General features: G+C 57.9%; 17 protein-coding genes and 1 pseudogene. 6 read left to right on the top strand and 12 right to left on the bottom strand.

All coding sequences use genetic code 11. The features are described 5' to 3' along the window. Window positions 1–151: 151 nt before the first annotated feature. A pseudogene (locus tag ACZ9IM_RS08255) lies at window positions 152–406 on the bottom strand (YebG family protein); the annotation flags it as partial. Between the two features lie 368 nt (window positions 407–774). Between ACZ9IM_RS08255 and ACZ9IM_RS08250 the strand changes: the two are divergent. Then, on the top strand, window positions 775–1,275 hold the full coding sequence (locus ACZ9IM_RS08250; RefSeq protein ID WP_007903272.1) for a phosphate-starvation-inducible protein PsiE: 501 nt from the start codon (window positions 775–777) through the stop codon (window positions 1,273–1,275). On the opposite strand, the gene ACZ9IM_RS08245 is transcribed toward ACZ9IM_RS08250, so the two are convergent. The 3 genes from ACZ9IM_RS08245 to ACZ9IM_RS08235 all read right to left on the bottom strand — a co-directional run bounded on the left by ACZ9IM_RS08245 (window position 1,272) and on the right by ACZ9IM_RS08235 (window position 4,538). Next, window positions 1,272–1,586, bottom strand: a complete 315-nt coding sequence (locus ACZ9IM_RS08245) for a DUF3509 domain-containing protein (RefSeq protein WP_427623279.1) — start codon at window positions 1,584–1,586, stop codon at window positions 1,272–1,274. The two genes, ACZ9IM_RS08250 and ACZ9IM_RS08245, sit on opposite strands and share 4 nt — an antisense overlap. Window positions 1,587–1,796: 210 nt before the next feature. Beyond that, on the bottom strand, window positions 1,797–3,098 hold the full coding sequence (locus ACZ9IM_RS08240) for a serine/threonine transporter (RefSeq protein WP_427623277.1): 1,302 nt from the start codon (window positions 3,096–3,098) through the stop codon (window positions 1,797–1,799). Window positions 3,099–3,161: 63 nt separating this feature from the next. Further along, the gene (locus ACZ9IM_RS08235; protein ID WP_427623275.1) at window positions 3,162–4,538 is read right to left on the bottom strand and encodes an L-serine ammonia-lyase; all 1,377 of its coding nucleotides are present in this window, start codon (window positions 4,536–4,538) and stop codon (window positions 3,162–3,164) included. A 135-nt stretch (window positions 4,539–4,673) separates the two neighbouring features. On the opposite strand from ACZ9IM_RS08235, the gene ACZ9IM_RS08230 reads away from it, so the two are divergent. Together ACZ9IM_RS08230 and ACZ9IM_RS08225 are read left to right on the top strand one after the other, a co-directional pair. After that, window positions 4,674–5,621 carry a LysR substrate-binding domain-containing protein gene (locus ACZ9IM_RS08230; protein ID WP_427623273.1) on the top strand — a complete coding sequence of 316 codons (948 nt, stop codon included), beginning with the start codon at window positions 4,674–4,676 and terminating at the stop codon, window positions 5,619–5,621. A gap of 216 nt (window positions 5,622–5,837) precedes the next feature. Then, a complete protein-coding gene (locus ACZ9IM_RS08225; RefSeq protein WP_008070486.1) occupies window positions 5,838–6,245 on the top strand; it encodes an HPF/RaiA family ribosome-associated protein in 408 nt (135 codons plus the stop codon). Between the two features lie 261 nt (window positions 6,246–6,506). Here ACZ9IM_RS08225 and fecA read toward each other — a convergent pair whose 3' ends face one another. The 4 genes from fecA to ACZ9IM_RS08205 all read right to left on the bottom strand — a co-directional run bounded on the left by fecA (window position 6,507) and on the right by ACZ9IM_RS08205 (window position 11,584). After that, window positions 6,507–8,840 (bottom strand): TonB-dependent Fe(3+) dicitrate receptor FecA, encoded by a 2,334-nt coding sequence (fecA, locus tag ACZ9IM_RS08220; RefSeq protein ID WP_427623271.1) that lies wholly within the window; start codon window positions 8,838–8,840, stop codon window positions 6,507–6,509. A gap of 197 nt (window positions 8,841–9,037) precedes the next feature. Then, the gene (locus ACZ9IM_RS08215; RefSeq protein ID WP_476223684.1) at window positions 9,038–9,976 is read right to left on the bottom strand and encodes a FecR domain-containing protein; all 939 of its coding nucleotides are present in this window, start codon (window positions 9,974–9,976) and stop codon (window positions 9,038–9,040) included. Further along, window positions 9,973–10,461 (bottom strand): sigma-70 family RNA polymerase sigma factor, encoded by a 489-nt coding sequence (locus ACZ9IM_RS08210; protein WP_476223683.1) that lies wholly within the window; start codon window positions 10,459–10,461, stop codon window positions 9,973–9,975. Before ACZ9IM_RS08210 ends, ACZ9IM_RS08215 begins: the two co-directional genes overlap by 4 nt. A gap of 247 nt (window positions 10,462–10,708) precedes the next feature. Beyond that, window positions 10,709–11,584, bottom strand: a complete 876-nt coding sequence (locus tag ACZ9IM_RS08205) for a helix-turn-helix transcriptional regulator (protein WP_476223682.1) — start codon at window positions 11,582–11,584, stop codon at window positions 10,709–10,711. 138 nt (window positions 11,585–11,722) lie between these two features. On the opposite strand from ACZ9IM_RS08205, the gene ACZ9IM_RS08200 reads away from it, so the two are divergent. Continuing rightward, the gene (locus ACZ9IM_RS08200; RefSeq protein ID WP_427623263.1) at window positions 11,723–12,625 is read left to right on the top strand and encodes a DMT family transporter; all 903 of its coding nucleotides are present in this window, start codon (window positions 11,723–11,725) and stop codon (window positions 12,623–12,625) included. Between the two features lie 28 nt (window positions 12,626–12,653). Here ACZ9IM_RS08200 and ACZ9IM_RS08195 read toward each other — a convergent pair whose 3' ends face one another. The 4 genes from ACZ9IM_RS08195 to ACZ9IM_RS08180 all read right to left on the bottom strand — a co-directional run bounded on the left by ACZ9IM_RS08195 (window position 12,654) and on the right by ACZ9IM_RS08180 (window position 15,386). Further along, a complete protein-coding gene (locus ACZ9IM_RS08195; RefSeq protein ID WP_476223681.1) occupies window positions 12,654–13,163 on the bottom strand; it encodes a DUF2165 family protein in 510 nt (169 codons plus the stop codon). A 143-nt stretch (window positions 13,164–13,306) separates the two neighbouring features. Then, window positions 13,307–14,281 (bottom strand): 2-hydroxyacid dehydrogenase, encoded by a 975-nt coding sequence (locus ACZ9IM_RS08190; RefSeq protein WP_476223680.1) that lies wholly within the window; start codon window positions 14,279–14,281, stop codon window positions 13,307–13,309. 187 nt (window positions 14,282–14,468) lie between these two features. Further along, window positions 14,469–14,846, bottom strand: coding sequence for a DUF6124 family protein (locus ACZ9IM_RS08185; protein ID WP_123501000.1), 378 nt, complete (start codon window positions 14,844–14,846; stop codon window positions 14,469–14,471). A 303-nt stretch (window positions 14,847–15,149) separates the two neighbouring features. Beyond that, window positions 15,150–15,386, bottom strand: a complete 237-nt coding sequence (locus ACZ9IM_RS08180; RefSeq protein WP_476223679.1) for a hypothetical protein — start codon at window positions 15,384–15,386, stop codon at window positions 15,150–15,152. On the opposite strand from ACZ9IM_RS08180, the gene ACZ9IM_RS08175 reads away from it, so the two are divergent. Both ACZ9IM_RS08175 and ACZ9IM_RS08170 read left to right on the top strand, forming a co-directional pair. Next, complete coding sequence (locus ACZ9IM_RS08175; protein ID WP_427623255.1) at window positions 15,373–16,716, top strand: hypothetical protein; 1,344 nt, start codon at window positions 15,373–15,375, stop codon at window positions 16,714–16,716. The genes ACZ9IM_RS08180 and ACZ9IM_RS08175 overlap by 14 nt on opposite strands. Beyond that, entirely contained in the window at window positions 16,713–17,501 is a 789-nt protein-coding gene (locus ACZ9IM_RS08170; protein ID WP_218398731.1) for a hypothetical protein, read from the top strand. The genes ACZ9IM_RS08175 and ACZ9IM_RS08170 overlap by 4 nt, the downstream gene beginning before the upstream one ends. Window positions 17,502–17,511: the final 10 nt, after the last annotated feature.

Here is a 17,511-nt window from a genome sequence, read left to right as displayed (position 1 = left end):
TGAGCCATTTGACTCAGGGCCTATTCAATTCGGGCATTGCTTACTTGGGTGTCTTGGCAGCTTTGGCTGGCTTGGTCGGCTCAGCGCTCGTTACTTCAACTGGTGCAGCTACTTCAACAGGTTCAGTGGCTTTAACAGGTTCAATGGCTTCGGCGGGTGCATTCAGTAGTTCGGACAGTGCGTCCGGCTGGCTCTTGAACGCCTTGGCGAACACATCACGGTTCTTCGCCATGTAGATCCCGGCTTCTTCCACTTGCTGTTCGGTCAGGGACGGAACGGCTTTTTGCAACACTTCAGCCAGCAATTCGGCCAGTTCGAGCATTTTGTCATGACGGTCAGCTTCGGCTTTATCCATGAACAAGCGCTCCAGATCTCGGCTGCTGCGGTATACCACTTCGACGGCCATTCACCACCTCACATGCCTTCACATTAGTTGTCTGTTTCGACTACTGTATCTATATACAGCGAAAAGGATAAGCGAATCCCTGCGCTTTGGGTAGTGGCTTTTTAATGTAGACCGAATTCAGGGTTTGTCAGGTGAACCGTGTTGCTCCCATCGCGAGCAGGCTCGCTCCCACAATGGTTTTGTGAACGCCGCAGATCGCTTGTGGGAGCGAGCCTGCTCGCGATGGGGCCCGTCCAAACGCCACTAACGTGTCTCATGTCACGCAGCCATCATCTCACCCAACAGCCTCTGGCCTTTTTTCTGCATGCAGAACAACCGTCACGTCCAACCCGCATCATCCGCTCGAACCGAGCTAAGGAACAATCAAAGTGAAAATCAACTGGGCCGAGAACCTGCGGCAGAACGTGCACCAACTGGCCGAGTCCCTGGGCAACCTGTTCGTCGAGACCTTCCACTACCTGGCGCTGTTCGCCATCGGTGCGGTGACCGCGTGGGCGGCGGTAATGGAATTCCTCGGAATGCTCGAACAGGGGCATATCAAGATCGATGACATCTTGCTGCTGTTCATCTACCTGGAACTGGGGGCGATGGTCGGGATTTACTTCAAGACCAACCACATGCCGGTGCGTTTCCTGATCTATGTGGCGATCACCGCGCTGACGCGGCTGTTGATCTCCAACGTCTCGCACCACAATCCGCCGGACCTGGGGATCATCTATCTGTGCGGCGGGATTCTGCTGCTGGCGTTTGCGATTCTGGTGGTGCGTTACGCCTCGTCGCAGTTCCCTTCGGTGAAGATCGAACACCCGCAACGCAAGATCGGTGCGGGTTCCGGCGAGCATCCCGAAGTGGAGAAGGGCGAGATTTAAAGCCCCATTGAAGGTCGGGGCCGGGACTTGACCTGTGGCGGCGGGTTGCGATTGTCGCCGTCGGTCATGGCTTCGAGGATGGCCACGGCGCTGTGGCCTTGTTCGATGGCGATGCCGAATTGAATGCTTTGTACCAGGCGTTTGAGGCGCTTGGGATCATTGCGCTGTTCGGCGCTGATCATCCGTTTGGCCACCACGCGGCCACTTTTGGAGAGGGTCAGCATGATGCTGCCGTCCAGCCCCTGAATGCTCAGGTTGACTTGATAATCCGGTGCAAAGGCATCGGTAATGAGCTGAAAAGGATTGTCCATAATGCGTCACCGCCTGATTGAACGTGCAGTTGTTGACGGCCGTGATCGGGATTAGTTCGCAACACCAGACCACCGGCTTTCCATGTTCATGCGCTTTCTTCCGTGCCGCGTAGGGGATACAGCAAGGGGCATGCCGGAAAAACTGTCGGACAATGGATACGGCAAAAAAACGGCGGGCACTGTGGCCCGCCTTCTTTTTGCCTGCCCGTTTCAGGGCATGAACGAGTAGATGATCGCAGACAGTGCAATCAAACCGATCAACACCACAAACACGTTCGAGGCCTGATTCGAGTACTGGCGCAAGGCCGGCACGCGGCGGATGGCGTACATCGGCATCAGGAACAACAGGCACGCGATGATCGGCCCGCCAAGGGTTTCGATCATGCCCAGGATGCTCGGATTGAAAGTCGCGACGGCCCAGCAGCTGAGGATCATGAACAGCGCAGTAATGCGGTTCAGCCAACTGGCGGACATAACGCGACCACGGCCACGCAGACTTTTCACGATCAGGCCCTGAAAGCCTTCGCTGGCGCCGATGTAATGGCCGAGGAAGGATTTGGTGATCGCCACCAACGCAATCAACGGTGCGGCATAAGCGATGACCGGTGTCTGGAAGTGGTTGGCCAGGTACGACAGGATCGAAATGTTCTGCGCCTTCGCAGCGGCCAAATCAGCCGGGGACAACGCCAGCACGCAGCTGAAGCAGAAGAACATTACCGTGACGACCATCATGACGTGAGCGATCGCGAGAATACCGCTGCTTTTGCGTTCGGCTTGTTCGCCGTAACGCTGTTTCTGATCGACGGCGAAGGCCGAGATGATCGGCGAATGGTTGAACGAGAACACCATCACCGGAATCGCCAGCCACAACGTTTTGAAGAACAGCGGCAGCGGCATGCCTTCACTGGCGGTGGCAAAGAACGCGCCGTTCCAGTTCGGGATCAGGCTGACGCCGAGCAGCAGCAACGCGGCGACGAACGGATAAACCAGCACGCTCATGCATTTGACGATGACGCCCTGACCGCAACGCACGATCGCCATCAAGCCGAGAATCAGCCCCAGCGACAGAATCGCCCGAGGCGGTGGTGTCATGTGCAACTGGTGCTCCATGAGGCTGCTCAGGGTGTTGGTCAGCGCCACGCTGTACACCAGCAGAATCGGGAAGATCGCGAAGAAATACAGCAGCGTGATCAGCTTGCCGGCGCCGATACCGAAGTGTTCTTCCACCACTTCGGTGATGTCCCCGGAACGCCCGGACAACACGAAGCGCGTCAGGCCACGGTGGGCGAAGAAGGTCATCGGAAAGGCCAGTACCGCCAGGAGCAACAGCGGCCAGAAACCACCGACGCCGGCGTTGATCGGCAGGAACAATGTGCCGGCGCCAATCGCCGTGCCATAGAGGCCAAGCATCCAGGTGGTGTCGTGTTTGCTCCAGCCTTTGTGGGTTATTTCTCTATTGTGTGTCAGATCTACAGCAGGATTATCGGCAGCAGGTGTACGTACATCGGTCATCGTTTTTGCCTCGTTATTATTCTTGCTCGGGCTCACGTATTGCAGACGGTCAGGGAGTGCTCCTCAGCACTCCACCCAGCTGACAGCCAGGCCGCCCCGTGAAGTTTCTTTGTATTTGTCGTGCATATCGGCGCCGGTATCGCGCATGGTGCGGATCACCCGGTCCAGGGAAATAAAGTGTTTGCCGTCGCCGCGCAGGGCCATTTGCGTGGCGTTGATCGCCTTCACGGCAGCAATTGCGTTGCGCTCGATGCACGGCACCTGCACCAGACCGCCGACGGGGTCGCAGGTCAGGCCGAGGTTATGTTCCAGGCCGATTTCGGCGGCGTTTTCCAGTTGCTCGGGAGTCGCTCCGAGTATGTCGGCCAGGCCGGCGGCAGCCATGGCGCAGGCGGAGCCGACTTCACCCTGGCAGCCGACTTCGGCACCGGAGATCGAGGCGTTTTTCTTGCAGAGAATGCCTACAGCGGCAGCGCCCAAAAAGAACGCCACGACGTCATCGTCCGACGCGTCCGGGTTGAATTTCATGTAGTAGTGCAGCACGGCGGGAATGATCCCCGCCGCCCCGTTTGTAGGCGCGGTCACCATGCGTCCGCCAGCCGCATTCTCTTCGTTCACGGCGAGGGCGAACAGGTTGACCCACTCCATGGCTGACAGGGTGGAACTGATGACATTCGGTTTGCCGATTTCCAACAGACTGCGGTGCAATTTCGCGGCGCGGCGCGGAACATTCAGACCACCGGGCAGGATGCCTTCGTGACGCAAACCTTGCTCGACGCACTCGCGCATCACCGACCAGATATGCAGCAAGCCCTGACGGATCTCAGCGTCGCTGCGCCAGGCCCGTTCGTTGGCCATCATCAGCTCGGAAACCCGCAGACCGTGCTGGTTGCAGAGCTTGAGCAACTCGGCGGCACTGGAGAAATCGTAGGGCAGGACCACATTGCTGGCCGGCGCAATGCCGGACTCGGCTTCTGCTGCTTCGATGATGAAACCACCACCCACCGAGTAGTACGTCTGCTCGAACAGCTCACCGGTTTCACCGAAGGCTGTCAGAGACATCGCGTTGGGGTGGTAGGGCAAGCTCTCGTCCAGCAGCAGGAGATCGCGCTGCCAGTTGAAGGCAATGGCCGATTTGCCGGCCAGACTCAGTTCGCCGGTTTCACGCAAGGTTTGGATTCGGCTGTCGATTGAGTTCGGATCAATGCTGTCTGGCCATTCGCCCATCAGGCCCATGACGCAGGCACGGTCGGTGGCGTGACCGACGCCAGTGGCCGAAAGGGAGCCGTAGAGGCGGATTTTTACCCGCCGTACGTCGGCCAGTAAATGTTGGTCAATCAGTGCCTGGGCGAAGGTTGCGGCGGCGCGCATCGGGCCGACGGTATGGGAGCTGGACGGACCGATGCCGACTTTGAAGAGATCGAAAACACTGATAGCCATGCTAAAGCCTATACAAGCAATGGAAGAGAAATCGCCGCCATTTTTGTAGGCCAAGCGCAAGGTGGGCGATACTGCCAACCTCGGTCCTACGTGACCAACGAAACTTCCTAAGACAGCCTTTAGCAGGACTAAACGATGAGTCGCCAATTGCACGCCCAGACCTACGTCTGGCTGCACGTGTTTTCGTGTGCCGCGCGGCACTTGTCCTTCACCCGTTGCGCCGAAGAGCTGCACATCACGCCGGGGGCGGTCAGTCAGCAAATTCGCCAACTGGAAGAGCGGCTAGGTTTTCGCCTGTTTCATCGTCGCGCCCGGGGTGTGGAGTTGAGCGCTGAAGGCCAGCGATTGGCTATCACCGTCAACGAAGCCTACGGCAGCATCGATGCGGAATTGCGACGACTGGATGCGGGAATGATCACCGGGATTTTGCGATTGCGCTCGATTCCATCGTTCCTGAGCAAGTGGTTGACCCCCAGGTTGCCGCGTTTGCAACAGCGTTTTCCGGACATTCAATTGCGGCTGGTGGCAGAAGACAGCAGCGTGCCATTGCATGAGGGCGACTTCGATTTGGCCATCGACCTCAATGACGGCAGTTATCCGGGATTGTTATCCACAACCTTGTTGGATGAGCAGATCTTTCCGGTGTGCGCCCCAAGCCTTTTGCGCGCAAGGCCGCCGCTGCACGGCCCGGCAGACCTGGTGCATTTTCCGTTGCTGCACGACATCACCGCCTGGCGCGGCAGTTACGAATACGCGGAATGGGAGTTCTACCTCAACGCCATCGGCTTCGAAGGCGCGGATGTGCGGCGCGGGCATACCTTCAATCGCAATCACCTGACTATTGAAGCGGCGATTGCCGGGATGGGCGTGGCGATTGCGCGGCGAACGCTGCTCAACGATGAACTCGAGCGCGGGACGTTGATCGTGCCGTTTGGCCTGGCGGTGCCCAATCACAAGCGTTACGTGCTGCTTTATGCACCGGGCGCGCTGAGCCATCCGGGCGTGCGCGCGGTGCATGACTGGCTGGTGGAAGAAGCGGGGATATTTCGTAGCCTGCACCCGCTGGCGGAGCGGCCGATGTGACAGCAGCCTGGAGCATCAGCCAGGGGCGACCCAACTCCCGACATTAACAGCGCTTTTACCCGTTGTCCGGCTTTTTTTGCGAATGAATATTTATCTTTTTTTAGGGGTTGAAATGTTCTGCGCACACACCGATTGTGTAACCAAGAGGTCACGGTGATGAAGCCCAAGGGCCAGCCGAAGGGCCTCTCGCGAGCTAGCTGAAATAAGGGATGAACTATGCAAATCCAAGTCAATAGCGATAACCATATTCAAAGCAGCATCCGACTGGAGGAGTGGGTACGTACTACCATTGAGAGCACGCTCGAACGTTATGAAGAGGACCTGACCCGCGTCGAGGTTCACCTGCGGGACGAGAACGGCGACAAGCCCGGTCCCCACGATATGCGCTGTCAGCTGGAAGCGCGGCCAAAAGGCCATCAACCGATTTCTGTTACCCATAAAGCCGCTAACCTGGAACTGGCGATCGACGGTGCGGCTGAAAAACTCGAACATGCGCTTGAACATCTGTTCGGCAAACTGCGGGGCAAACCACGTGCCGCTGTGGTGCCGTTCGAAAGGCCTACGGCCGATGCGCTGCTGGAAGACGAGTTTCTCGAGAACGAACAGGCTGCACAAAACGGCTGAGGCCTGATTTACTTTTTACCTTCCCACTTTCTCTCCACCTGAAAAACGGGCCTGCATTGCAGGCCCGTTTATGGTATTCGCCGGCTCCTGTGGTTCCATGGAAACCTGTGGCGAGGGAGCTTCTGTGGCGAGGGGGCTTGCCCCCGTTGGACTGCGTAGCAGTCCCAAAACCATCCAATGAGTTGTGTCAGGAAAAACCGGACAGCAGGTTCTGCGAGTGCTACGCAGCCGAACGGGGGCAAGCCCCCTCGCCACAGGGAATCAAAACGCGACTGAAGTCTGCACATACACCGTCCGCGGTTCACCCACGTATTTGCCCTTGTTGTTGTCATCGAACGAGCGGGTGAAGTACTGGTGGTTGAAGATGTTCTTCACCCCCACCGCCACATTCAGATCCGACAGTTTCGGCCCGAAGTCATATGCGGCGCGGCTGCTGAATAACATGTATCCCGGAATCTTGCCGGTGTTGCCATCGGCGTTTTCGGCCGAGGTGTTGGCGTTGTCAGCAAACTGGTCACTCTGATAGCTGCTGTCCAGGTTCAGTTTCCACGCGCCTTCGGTATAACCGACGCCGACCGTGCCTTTGTGTTTCGAAGAGAACGGCACGCGATTGCCCTTGTTCGGTCCGTCTTCGCGGATGGTCGCGTCGACATAGGCGTAAGTCGCGTACACATCGAAACCGGCCAGCGCCGGGCTCAAATCGTCGAGGGCGTAGTTGATGCTGGTTTCGATGCCTTGATGGCGGGTTTCGCCACGGGCGATCACCGAGTCATTGGTTTGATTGCTTTCATACTGATTGTCGAAATTGATCAGGAATGCGCCAATCTCGGCACGCAACGCGCCATTGTCGTAGCGGGTACCCAGCTCCCAGGTGCGCGCCTTCTCCGGTTTGACTTCGCCGCTGGTCACACGGTTAGGCATCTGGCTGTACTGCACGCTGCCAAATGAACCTTCGGTATTGGCGTAGAGGTTCCAGCTGTCGGTCAGGTGATAGAGCACGTTCAACGCCGGCAGGGCGGTGTTGTAGTCGCCTTTGTATTTCACGTTGGTCAGGTTGTTGGTCTGCTGCGACTCGATCATCTCGTAGCGGATGCCAGGCGTGATCGTCCACTTGCCGATGTCGATCCGGTCATCGACGAAGAACGCATTGGCCTCGGTGCCACCCCGCGTATCGCGGTCGTTGCGGCTGTTGGTGGTCGGGAGTTCGTTGCTGGCGATCGGCGTGCGGTAGCGCAGTTCGTGGCCGGCCTCGTTGATGTAGCGATAGCCGACGCCGACTTCATGGCTGGTTTGGCCGAGGTCGAAGCCTTGGGCGAAACGGGTTTCCAGGCCACGTACCCAATACTCGCGTGGCGACAGCGAGAGGAACGTGCCCTGGTCCAGATAACCGCTGCGCAGGGTTTTGGTAAAGAAGGTATTGGCGGTGAACTCGCGGCGATCTTCCTGATAGCGATAGCCGAAATTGAACATCGTGCGGCGGCCCCAGAACTGATCTTTCGGGCGGGTCGACTGGTACGGGTCAGCGTCGTAATCGGCGACGTTCAGCCCGCCGGGCATGTCCGCCTTGCCTTCGTAGTATTGGGCCATGGCGTTGAAGCTGTTGGCCTCGTCGAGCTGGTACTTGCCCTTGAGGATCAGGTCGTCGATTTCGGTGTCGCTGTGTTCGCGCCAGTCGCCACCACGGGTGCCCGAGTACAGAATCGCGCCGCCCAGACCGTTATCGGCCGTGCCGCCGGCCAGCAAATTGCCGGTGGTTTTGAAGCCATCATGGCTGGATGATGGACTGGTTTCGGTCTGGAAGCCGCCCTTGACCGTCGGTTCATCGGGAATGGCGCGAGTCACGAAGTTGACCACACCGCCGACGTTCTGCGGCCCGTAGCGCACCGCACCGCCGCCGCGCACCACGTCGACCGCGTCCATGTTGCCCATGCTGATCGGCGCGAACGAAAGCTGCGGCTGACCATAAGGTGCGAAGGGCACCGGAATGCCGTCCATCAATACCGTGGAGCGCGAAGCCAGCCGAGGGTTGAGCCCGCGAATGCCGAAGTTCAGTGCCATGTCATGGCTGCCGGTGCCGTTGTTGTCTGGCGCGTTGACCCCCGGAATGCGATTGAGCACATCCTTGGCCTGAGTCGCGCCCTGGCGTTCGAATTCTTCGCGCCGGATCACGTCGCGAGCGCCGGGATGTTCGAAGACGTTGGTTTGCGCCGCATCGCCGAGCCAGTCGCCGACCACTTTCGAGGTGTCCAACTCCAGCGCCGCATCACCCGCCGGTTGCAGACTGAAAGCATTGTCGCCCTCGGCGCGGGCTTGCAGGCCGGTACCTTCGAGCAACGCGTTCAAGCCCTGGGAAGGGGTGTAGTTGCCTTCCAGGCCGCGACTTTGCACACCGCGGGTGACTTGCGAGCCAAAGGAGATCAGCACGCCGGCTTCACGGCCAAACTGGTTGAGGGCGTTCTCCAGCGAGGACGGCGCGATGTGGTACGGCTTGGCGTCAGCGGCATGCGCCAGGGGCAGAGCGCCGAAGCTCAGGCTGGCGCCCAGCAAGAGTTGGCGCAAGGTGCGGGTTAGCGGTGTGACGCGGATGGGTTGCATGAAAGGCGATCCTGAGAAGGTTGAATCAAGGGGGCTTTCCTTCTCTGTCACGCCAGATCTGAAAAACGGCTCATTTTTTTTGAAGATCGTTCCCACGCTCTGCGTGGGAATGCCTCAACGGACGCTCCGCGTTCGGCTCTGGAAGTGACGCGGAGCGTCACGGGCTGCATTCCCACGCAGAGCATGGGAACGATCATTTACGCGCGCGCCTCAACCGTCACCCAATACCGGGTAAAACGCCTCACCTTCACCGGCAAACTGATTTCCAGCAGATCAAGAATCCGCTCGCTGTCGTCCAGTGGATAAGTCCCGGAGATCAGCAGGTCGGCAACATTAGCCGCGCAATTAAGCTGCCCCCGGCGATAGCGACCGAGTTCATCGAGAAAATCCCCCAGGCGCATATGCGCGGCCACCAGCATGCCGTCGGCCCAGGCGCCGCTGTTGGCGTCCAGTGGCAGGGGAGCGCCGATGCCGCGTGCGCCGAATCTCAACTGCCGGGCGGTTTGCAGCATCAGCGGTGTGCCGCCATCGGGCGTCAATTCGACGCTGCCTTCGAACACCGCCACCTGAGTGTGATCGGCAAACTGCCGCACGTTCAGCCGCCCACCTTGGGTTTTCAACAGGCCTTGTGCGGTCTGTACTTGAAACGCTTGGGCGGCGGTCAGCAGCATCTCGCCTTCCAGCAAGCGGATCAGCCGTTGCTGACCGTCGACTCGCACATCGACCGAACTGGCGGTATTGAGCTGCACTTGGCTGCCATCGCCGAGCGTCACTTTACGTCGCTGGCCGATCGGGCTGCGGTAGTCGGCCAGCAACGACGTCAGCGGAGTGTGCTCGCGCATGCCCCAAGTGACCGCCGAACCCGCGCCGAGAATCAGCAACAGCTTCAATGCCTGACGGCGCCCGGCGGGTTTCGGTGCGTTGAGGGCGGCATGGGCCAGCGGTGAAGACAAACCGCGCAAACGTTGATTGACCCGCTGAATGTGCTCCCAGGCCCGTCGATGTTCGCCATGAGCATTGAGCCATTGCTGCCAGGCGATTTGCTGACGTGGGTTCAACGGCCCTTGCTGGGCTTCCATCCACCAGTGCACGGCCTGCTCAGCCACCTTGGAGGAAAAATCCGCAGGGCTGTTCATCGTGCGAAGTAGCAGCGCATCGCCGCTTTGTTCAGGTGCCGTTTGACCGTGGCAATGGAAATGCCCAGTTCGACGGCGATCTGTGGATAAGTCAAACCATCGAGCTGAGCCAGCAAAAAGGCGCGCTTGACCAGGCGCGGCAAACCGTCGAGCAACTGGTCGAGTTCCATCAGCGTTTGCAGGATGATCGCCCGATCCTCCTCCGACGGCGCGACGATTTCCGGCATCTGCGCCAGCGCATCGAGGTAGGCGCGCTCCAGATCCTGGCGGCGATAATGATTGAACAGCACACGCTTGGCGATGGTGGTGAGGAACGCCCGCGGTTCGATGATTTGGGGCGTTTCCCGTGCCGTCAGCACTCGAATGAACGTGTCCTGGGCCAGATCCGCGGCGCTGTCAGGGCAGCCGAGTTTGCGCCGCAGCCAACCGGTGAGCCAGTTGTGATGGGCGTGATAAAGGACTTCGACGGTAGTGGCTGACGACAACGGAACCGCTCCAGACGCATTTGATACGTTAGAGAACAAGAATTGTTCGCATTGTAGGGGCGGGGCCTGCATCCGGCAATCGGCTCCTCGCCGGTTTCTCTGATCTGGAGACCGTGTCATCGTTCTTCGCGAGCAAGCCCGCTCCCACATTCGACCGAATTCCTCTGAAAGAACTCGGTCACCTGTGGGAGCGGGCTTGCTCGCGAAGGCGGCCGCACAGGCGCCGAAAATCCACTGGATTGCAGCGCTAGCGCAAGAATGCCTGCCGATATTCCCCGGGCGTCCCACCCAAAGCCTGGCGAAACCGATTGGTGAAATGACTCGCACTGGCAAACCCACAGGCCAACGCAATATCCCCCAACGGCTGCGACGTTGCGCGCAACAACTCCCGTGCGCGGCCCAGTCGCCGAGCCAACACATACTGATGCGGTGGCAAACCGAAGCTCACACGAAACATTCGCGCAAAGTGGTATTCCGACAGCGCACATAACCCCGCCAATTGCCCAAGGCTGATGGCTTCGGCCATTTGATGGTCGATGAACTCCACCAACTGCCGCCGCTGATGCGCCGCCAACCCACCCTTGAGGCGCAAGCCCTCACGCACACCGACCTGGCTGAGCAGGGCATGGCTGAGCATTTCGTGGGCCAGGCTGCTGGTGAGCAGGCGTTCGCCCGGCTCATCCCAGTTGAGGGCGATCAACTGCCGAAAGCGCCGGGCTTGCTGCGGGTCTTCAAGGAACGTGCGCTCGCGCAACTGCAATTCCCGAGGTTCGCGATCCAGCAGCGTGACGCAACCAAGGGCAAATTGTTCGGGGCTGAAATACAGGTGGGCCAGGCGAATATCGCCGTTGATCACCCAGCCGGACTGATGGTCGGCCGGCAGAATGCACAGCTTGTCCGGGCCGCCCTTGGTGCCGGGCTGGTCGCGGCGAAAAGTACCGGTACCGCCAGCGATGTAGCAAGACAAGGTGTGATGGCTCGGCGCTTCGTAATCCTGGGCATCGTGGTGGTTGTTCCACAAAGCTGCGGCCATGCCGTCACCGAGCTCGGCGCTGTGCTCCAGGCGAGCATTGGGCGAGCGGTTAAGCGCTTGAAAGACTTGCAAGGATTCCAGTGCGGCCATGATTGGTTCTCTCCAACGCCTTGCATCCTACTCCGTAGAGGTTGGCCTGCCAGCCCGCCGGCCGACAAAAGCGCAAGTTTATGCAAGTGCAGAAGGGTTTCGCGCCGGACACTGAAGGCCTATTCAGGAGTCTTCACCATGAACATTTCGTTGTATCTACTGACCGTGCTGATCTGGGGCACCACCTGGATTGCCTTGAAATGGCAACTGGGCGTGGTGGCGATTCCGGTGTCGATCGTTTATCGCTTCGGCCTTGCCGCATTGGTGTTGTTCGTGATGTTGCTGCTCAGCCGCCGTCTGCAAGTGATGAACCGTCGCGGGCATCTGATCTGCCTGGCGCAGGGCTTGTGCCTGTTCTGCATCAATTTCATGTGCTTTCTTACCGCCAGCCAATGGATTCCCAGCGGTCTGGTCGCCGTGGTGTTTTCCACCGCCACCCTCTGGAATGCCTTCAACGCACGGGTGTTTTTCGGTCAGAAAATCGCTCGCAATGTACTGATGGGTGGTGCACTGGGTTTGCTCGGGTTGGGCCTGTTGTTCTGGCCAGAGCTGGCCGGTCATACCGCCAGCCCTGAAACCATGCTCGGGTTGGGCTTGGCGCTGCTCGGAACCTTATGCTTCTCGGCCGGCAACATGCTGTCGAGTCTGCAACAGAAGGCCGGCCTGAAACCCCTGACCACCAATGCCTGGGGCATGGCTTACGGCGCGGCGATGTTGACGGTGTGGTGTCTGGTCAAAGGCATCCCGTTCGACATGGAATGGAATGCCCGCTACATCGGGTCGTTGCTGTACCTGGTGATTCCGGGCTCGGTGATCGGCTTCACCGCCTACCTGACGCTGGTCGGGCGCATGGGCCCGGAGCGGGCAGCGTACTGCACCGTACTCTTTCCGGTGGTGGCGCTGAATGTGTCGGCGTTTGTCGAAGGCTATCAATGGACTGCGCCGGCGCTGGTGGGGTTGGTGCTGGTGATGTTGGGGAATGTGCTGGTGTTCCGTAAACCCAAGGCGTTGATGGTGCAGGGGCGCGGCAAGTTGGCGTGAGGTTCGCTGTTGATCGAGCGCTGAACGCTCAGCGCTCGATCCTGATGGCCACATAAATCAGTAACGGCACTATAAAATCGACAATGTGGCGGGCCCAGTCCTTGGCGTTCCAGGTGTGTGACTCATCCATGTTGAACCATTCGACGCCGATGACTTGGAGGCAGACGTAATAGATAAACATGGCGACTAATAGTCCGATGATCGCAAACTTTTTTGCTTCGTGAAAGTCCTTGGGAGAAGCATACCTATTTCGGTAAAGATGATAAGTGCCCAGTAGGCAGAAAACGGTATAAGTAACTTCCAGGGTGATAATGATCCAGTAGATCCGGTGATGGAGTATGGGTGACGTAATTGCCCGGTAACTCAGGTTTGAGTTTTCTCGAGTGGTGTCCATGCTTAGGACATGACCGACATATTCATAATTGGATGCATAGTCGGTAAAGTTACTGTACATCACCAGCAGGCCAAAAAAACTGAAATAGGCCATCAATATTATTTTGCTGTATCTGATGAGTTGGTCGGTTGTTGGCGGGATCAAGGTAGTTGCTCTCCATAGCTAAAGTTCCCTGAGGACGGGTAAGTAATGGAGAGTCTATCGTGTGTATCTTTTTTATGACGACGGACTGAATTTCAAAGTATGTAGTGAGCGGGCAGGCGATTGAAACGCCTGCCCTTTTTAAGTCAGCCTTTCCACACTTGCGGGTTCACCAGATCTTGCGGTCGCTCACCCAACAAGGCACTGCGCAAGTTGGCCAAGGCAAGGTTGGCCATGGCTTCACGGGTTTCGTGGGTCGCCGAGCCAATGTGCGGCAATGTCACGGCGTTTTTCAGTTGGAACAACGGCGACTCGGCCAGCGGTTCTTTCTCGTAGACGTCCAGCCCGGCGCCGCGAATCCGGTTGTTTTGCAGCGCTTCGATCAGCGCCGGTTCGTCCACTACGGGGCCGCGGGCGATGTTCACCAGAATGGCGCTCGGTTTCATCAGCGCCAGTTCACGGTGGCTGATCAGGTGCCTGGTTTTATCGCTGAGCGGCACCACCAGGCAGACGAAATCGGCTTCGGCCAGCAACTGGTCGAGGCTGCGAAACTGCGCACCGAGCTCCTGTTCCAGTTCGGTCTTGCGGCTGTTGCCGCTGTAGATAATCGGCATGTTGAAGCCCAGCCGACCGCGACGGGCGATGGCCGCGCCGATGTTGCCCATGCCGACAATCCCTAAGGTTTTGCCATGCACATCGCTACCGAACAGCGGCGCACCGACGGTGGCTTGCCATTGGCCGGCCTTGGTCCAGGCGTCCAGCTCGGCAACGCGGCGGGCGCTGCTCATAAGCAAGGCGAAGGCCAGGTCGGCGGTGCTTTCGGTGAGGACGTCGGGGGTGTTGGTGAGCATGATCCCGCGTTCGTTGAAGTAGGCGAGGTCGTAGTTGTCGTAGCCAACGGAGACGCTGGAGACCACTTCCAGTTTGCTGGCGTTTTCCAGTTGCGCGCGACCGAGTTTGCGGCCGACGCCGATCAGGCCGTGGGCGTGGGGCAGGGCTTCATTGAATTGGGCATTGATGTCGCCGTTTTTCGGGTTCGGCACGATCACGTCGAAGTCTTGTTGCAGACGTTCGATCATCGGTGGGGTGATACGGCTGAAGGCGAGGACGGTTTTTTTCATTGGAGGCGACTCGTCGGGCTTGGAGAATGCCAAGCACGCTAACATTCTTCGCGGGTTGGGTGCGAGTGCCTGCGGGTGTGCGCCGTCCAATTGTGGGAGCGGGCTTGCTCGCGAAAGCGATATGTCAGGCAACATCTTTGTCGACTGGGCGTCCGCATTCGCGAGCAAGCCCGCTCCCACAGGGGGATCAGCTGTGTGGCGCGGGTTTTGGCACGTTGAGATTATCCAGCATCCGGTTCACCGCCAGCTCGGCCAGCATGACGATTTGCTGAATCGCCATGGCCGTATTCCGATGCGGGCCTTCCAGATACCCCGCAAAATCAGTTGCCATCACACTGGCCTGGGCCAACGATTCACAGGTGTGGGCCAACAGGTCTTCGTCTTTGATATCCGGCGCAACCATATACATCGTGCTTGGCTTGCGAGCCACGGGGGATTTGAGAGCGGCTGGATTGAGGTAGTGATCGAGCGCGCGGTTAGCGGCTTCGTGGAGCTTTTTTGAATCGAGGGATTCGTAGGGGGAAACGTCGTCGGTTTCAGGAGGATTCGGTGTTTCTTTAATCATGCGGAAGTTACTCATTGGCAGATGAAGTGGAACTGCCATCTTTCGTTTTCCAGACGAAAGGGTGGCAGCTGCGCGCGGACTGGAAAAACCGGAACATCCACCAAACCCGGCAGACCCGAAGGTCTCCCGCGCACAGCCGCCATAACAAGGAATTGCGTGCAGAAAAAAGCGCCGCAGTATGCCATGGGGTTTGGTAAGTGTTCGCCAGGTTTTCCAGACCTGATCGCTGATTTGGTAGCGACCCACAAAGCCTACCCACTTCGTTTCCGAAGCAACAACCGTCAAAACCTGTGGGAAACATCCTCAAAAATCACCCCGTCTGTAGGAGCTGCCGAAGGCTGCGATCTTTTGATCTTCCGGCGCTATCAATGACGTAAAGATCAAAAGATCCCAGCCCTTCGGCAGCGCCGACAGTGTCGCCATCATGAAAACTCGGACTTCCCCTACACGCAAAGGCGAATCGCCCGGCATCCCCCCTTGAGTCCACTCGCCAAAGTCTCCCATTTCCAAGGAACGGGACACGAGCGTGACCAGACTCATCCCCAAAAACCAACTCGCCGGCCAACACGGCCAGGTGCTAGACAGCCATCAAGCCGTCGCCGACCTGCGCCAGGCCCTGAACTATCCTTACGACCTGCAAGGCTTCGACGATCTGCTTGGCGCGATCGGCGCCAACCGCTCCAACTACATGCAGGCCGCCAACCAGCAGAAACTCATCAATGCTGTTAGCAACGGCGATTGGGTCATGGTGACGCCCCGCATCGATCCCGATAACGGCGGTGCTTCATGGAATGCCTTCAAACCCAAACCTGAGCCGCCACCAGCGCAGCATCTGGTCGAAGAACACGCCTTTGCTCTGCCCAAACCCGTGGAGTCGGGCTTCTACATCATTCAGCAGCCCATGACCCTCGAAGCCCTTGAGCGCTCACTGTACGAAAACCCGCCAAGCGATGCGCTGCGCCGGGAATTCCGCTCGCTCAATCGCCATCTCGGTGATCGGGTGAAACCGGGGCAAATGGTGATTTTCAGCGATTCACGGCATTACATGTGCCGCCGCGAAGAGGCGCAAATGATGATCGCGGCGCAGAAGGTCAACGAAGCGCTTAAGGACCTGAGCGAAGAAGAGGCTTCGTTCATGGTCGAAAATCATGAAGTGATTGAGCCGTTTTTGGAGGTGTCGGCGGGGTCGTTGGGTGTGGCGTCCTTCATGGTCGGCCAACACCTGGAAAACCTCAAAGGTACGCTCATCGAGTTAGAGAAACTGCATCAGCAACAATACCGTCAGCACGGCCACTTGCGATCGAGGGATTTCTTTACCCATCGCAAACGGATGATGGCAAAGATCAATGCCAGCCTTGGCCCGCTGGTACGTAAAGGCACAGGCATTCCTGATCATCCCAGGCTTAAACGAGCATTGGGTCTTTCTACTCGCAGAACAATTCACCATTGGAACAAGGCTGGCGCCCCTACCCAACTGCCGGGCTATGCAACGAATATTCAGGGCGTATCCAGAGCGGTGAAGTACTTGAAGGCAGGAGGCTATGTTGGTATTGGATTGGCGATGGGGGCGGCGGCGATGAGAGTTGATGAAGCCTGTCGCAGTGGAAGCAAGGATGAATGCTCCCAAGCTAGATTCGTAGAGGGAGGCAAGTTGGCAGGAAGTATTAGCGGAGGTGTTGCCGCCGGATATGTAGCGAGTAGCGCACTGAAATATGGAGTGTGCGCGGCAATAGGTGTGGAGACATTGGGTGTTGGTGGAATCGTTTGTGCGCTGCTGGTGTCGGGTGCTGTCGCCAGTGCGACGGGAACCAAAGGCTCAGAAATTGGCGGAGAAATAGGTGAAAAAATATATGAGCTCACACAACCATGAGTGGCGCTGAGAATGTGCATTTGATTGGTTGGGTACTTGTTTTTCTGATGATTTTGCTCAGTCAGACCCTCTTATTATTGGGCGCCTACTTCAAACTCGACCAAATTGAAGGTCACTTCAACGCGTCTCATTTGGTGAGTATCAATCGAAACACGGCGGGTGACGGCCCGTTTGGACGGATGAACAGACTTAGGTTGATTGGCGCTTTAACGGGCAGTTTCTATCAACATCAGATGTTGGACCCGTATGCGTTTATGGAGGCTGAAATCTTGCCGGCGCGTCTGAGAAAATGGGCTGAAACTCCAAAAAAAATGATGCGGATTGCGGTCGTCAGCGCTGGACTACTGTTGCTTTGGAGTGGTTTTGTGTCTTTGCGTACGACAATTTCAAACCCGATGAGTGACCTGAAACTACTCTACACAGCCATCCTGATCGGCTTTTTCGCCCTGGTTTCTATCGTTTCGCTGCTGCGTGTGTACATCTGTTTTTTTAAACTCGAAGAACTCGAATTTCACCTCAACGACTCTTACTTCGTTGGTCGCAACCGTCGGGTCATGGGGGATGGTCTGTACGGGCGTCATTACCGCTTGACTCATCTCTCGACCATGCTTCGTGAGGATGATGCATTCCTGCTGAAAAGCGACCCGCATTGTATCGATGAAATAAAGCACTTTCCTTTACACCTACGACGCTGGGTCGTCATTCCCAATCTGATGTTTGCCTATTCAATTGTTGGCCTTTGTGCGTATTGGCTCTGCGGAACGTACGCTGGACTGCTGGGCTAACCCGCAGTCC

The sequence above is a fragment of the Pseudomonas sp. TE12508 genome (assembly GCF_056279485.1).
The sequence above is the reverse complement of the archived record's forward strand: the minus strand, read 5'-3'. Positions and strand labels throughout refer to the sequence as shown.

Coding starts and splice junctions, on each gene's coding strand:
- ACZ9IM_RS08205 (WP_476223682.1), bottom strand. CDS start 11,584: ATGGCCGCACTGGAATCCTTGCAAGTCTTTCAAGCGCTTAACCGCTCG.
- ACZ9IM_RS08215 (WP_476223684.1), bottom strand. CDS start 9,976: ATGAACAGCCCTGCGGATTTTTCCTCCAAGGTGGCTGAGCAGGCCGTG.
- ACZ9IM_RS08200 (WP_427623263.1), top strand. CDS start 11,723: ATGAACATTTCGTTGTATCTACTGACCGTGCTGATCTGGGGCACCACC.
- ACZ9IM_RS08225 (WP_008070486.1), top strand. CDS start 5,838: ATGCAAATCCAAGTCAATAGCGATAACCATATTCAAAGCAGCATCCGA.
- ACZ9IM_RS08235 (WP_427623275.1), bottom strand. CDS start 4,538: ATGGCTATCAGTGTTTTCGATCTCTTCAAAGTCGGCATCGGTCCGTCC.
- ACZ9IM_RS08240 (WP_427623277.1), bottom strand. CDS start 3,098: ATGACCGATGTACGTACACCTGCTGCCGATAATCCTGCTGTAGATCTG.
- ACZ9IM_RS08170 (WP_218398731.1), top strand. CDS start 16,713: ATGAGTGGCGCTGAGAATGTGCATTTGATTGGTTGGGTACTTGTTTTT.
- ACZ9IM_RS08190 (WP_476223680.1), bottom strand. CDS start 14,281: ATGAAAAAAACCGTCCTCGCCTTCAGCCGTATCACCCCACCGATGATC.
- ACZ9IM_RS08230 (WP_427623273.1), top strand. CDS start 4,674: ATGAGTCGCCAATTGCACGCCCAGACCTACGTCTGGCTGCACGTGTTT.
- ACZ9IM_RS08185 (WP_123501000.1), bottom strand. CDS start 14,846: ATGATTAAAGAAACACCGAATCCTCCTGAAACCGACGACGTTTCCCCC.
- ACZ9IM_RS08180 (WP_476223679.1), bottom strand. CDS start 15,386: ATGAGTCTGGTCACGCTCGTGTCCCGTTCCTTGGAAATGGGAGACTTT.
- fecA (WP_427623271.1), bottom strand. CDS start 8,840: ATGCAACCCATCCGCGTCACACCGCTAACCCGCACCTTGCGCCAACTC.
- ACZ9IM_RS08245 (WP_427623279.1), bottom strand. CDS start 1,586: ATGGACAATCCTTTTCAGCTCATTACCGATGCCTTTGCACCGGATTAT.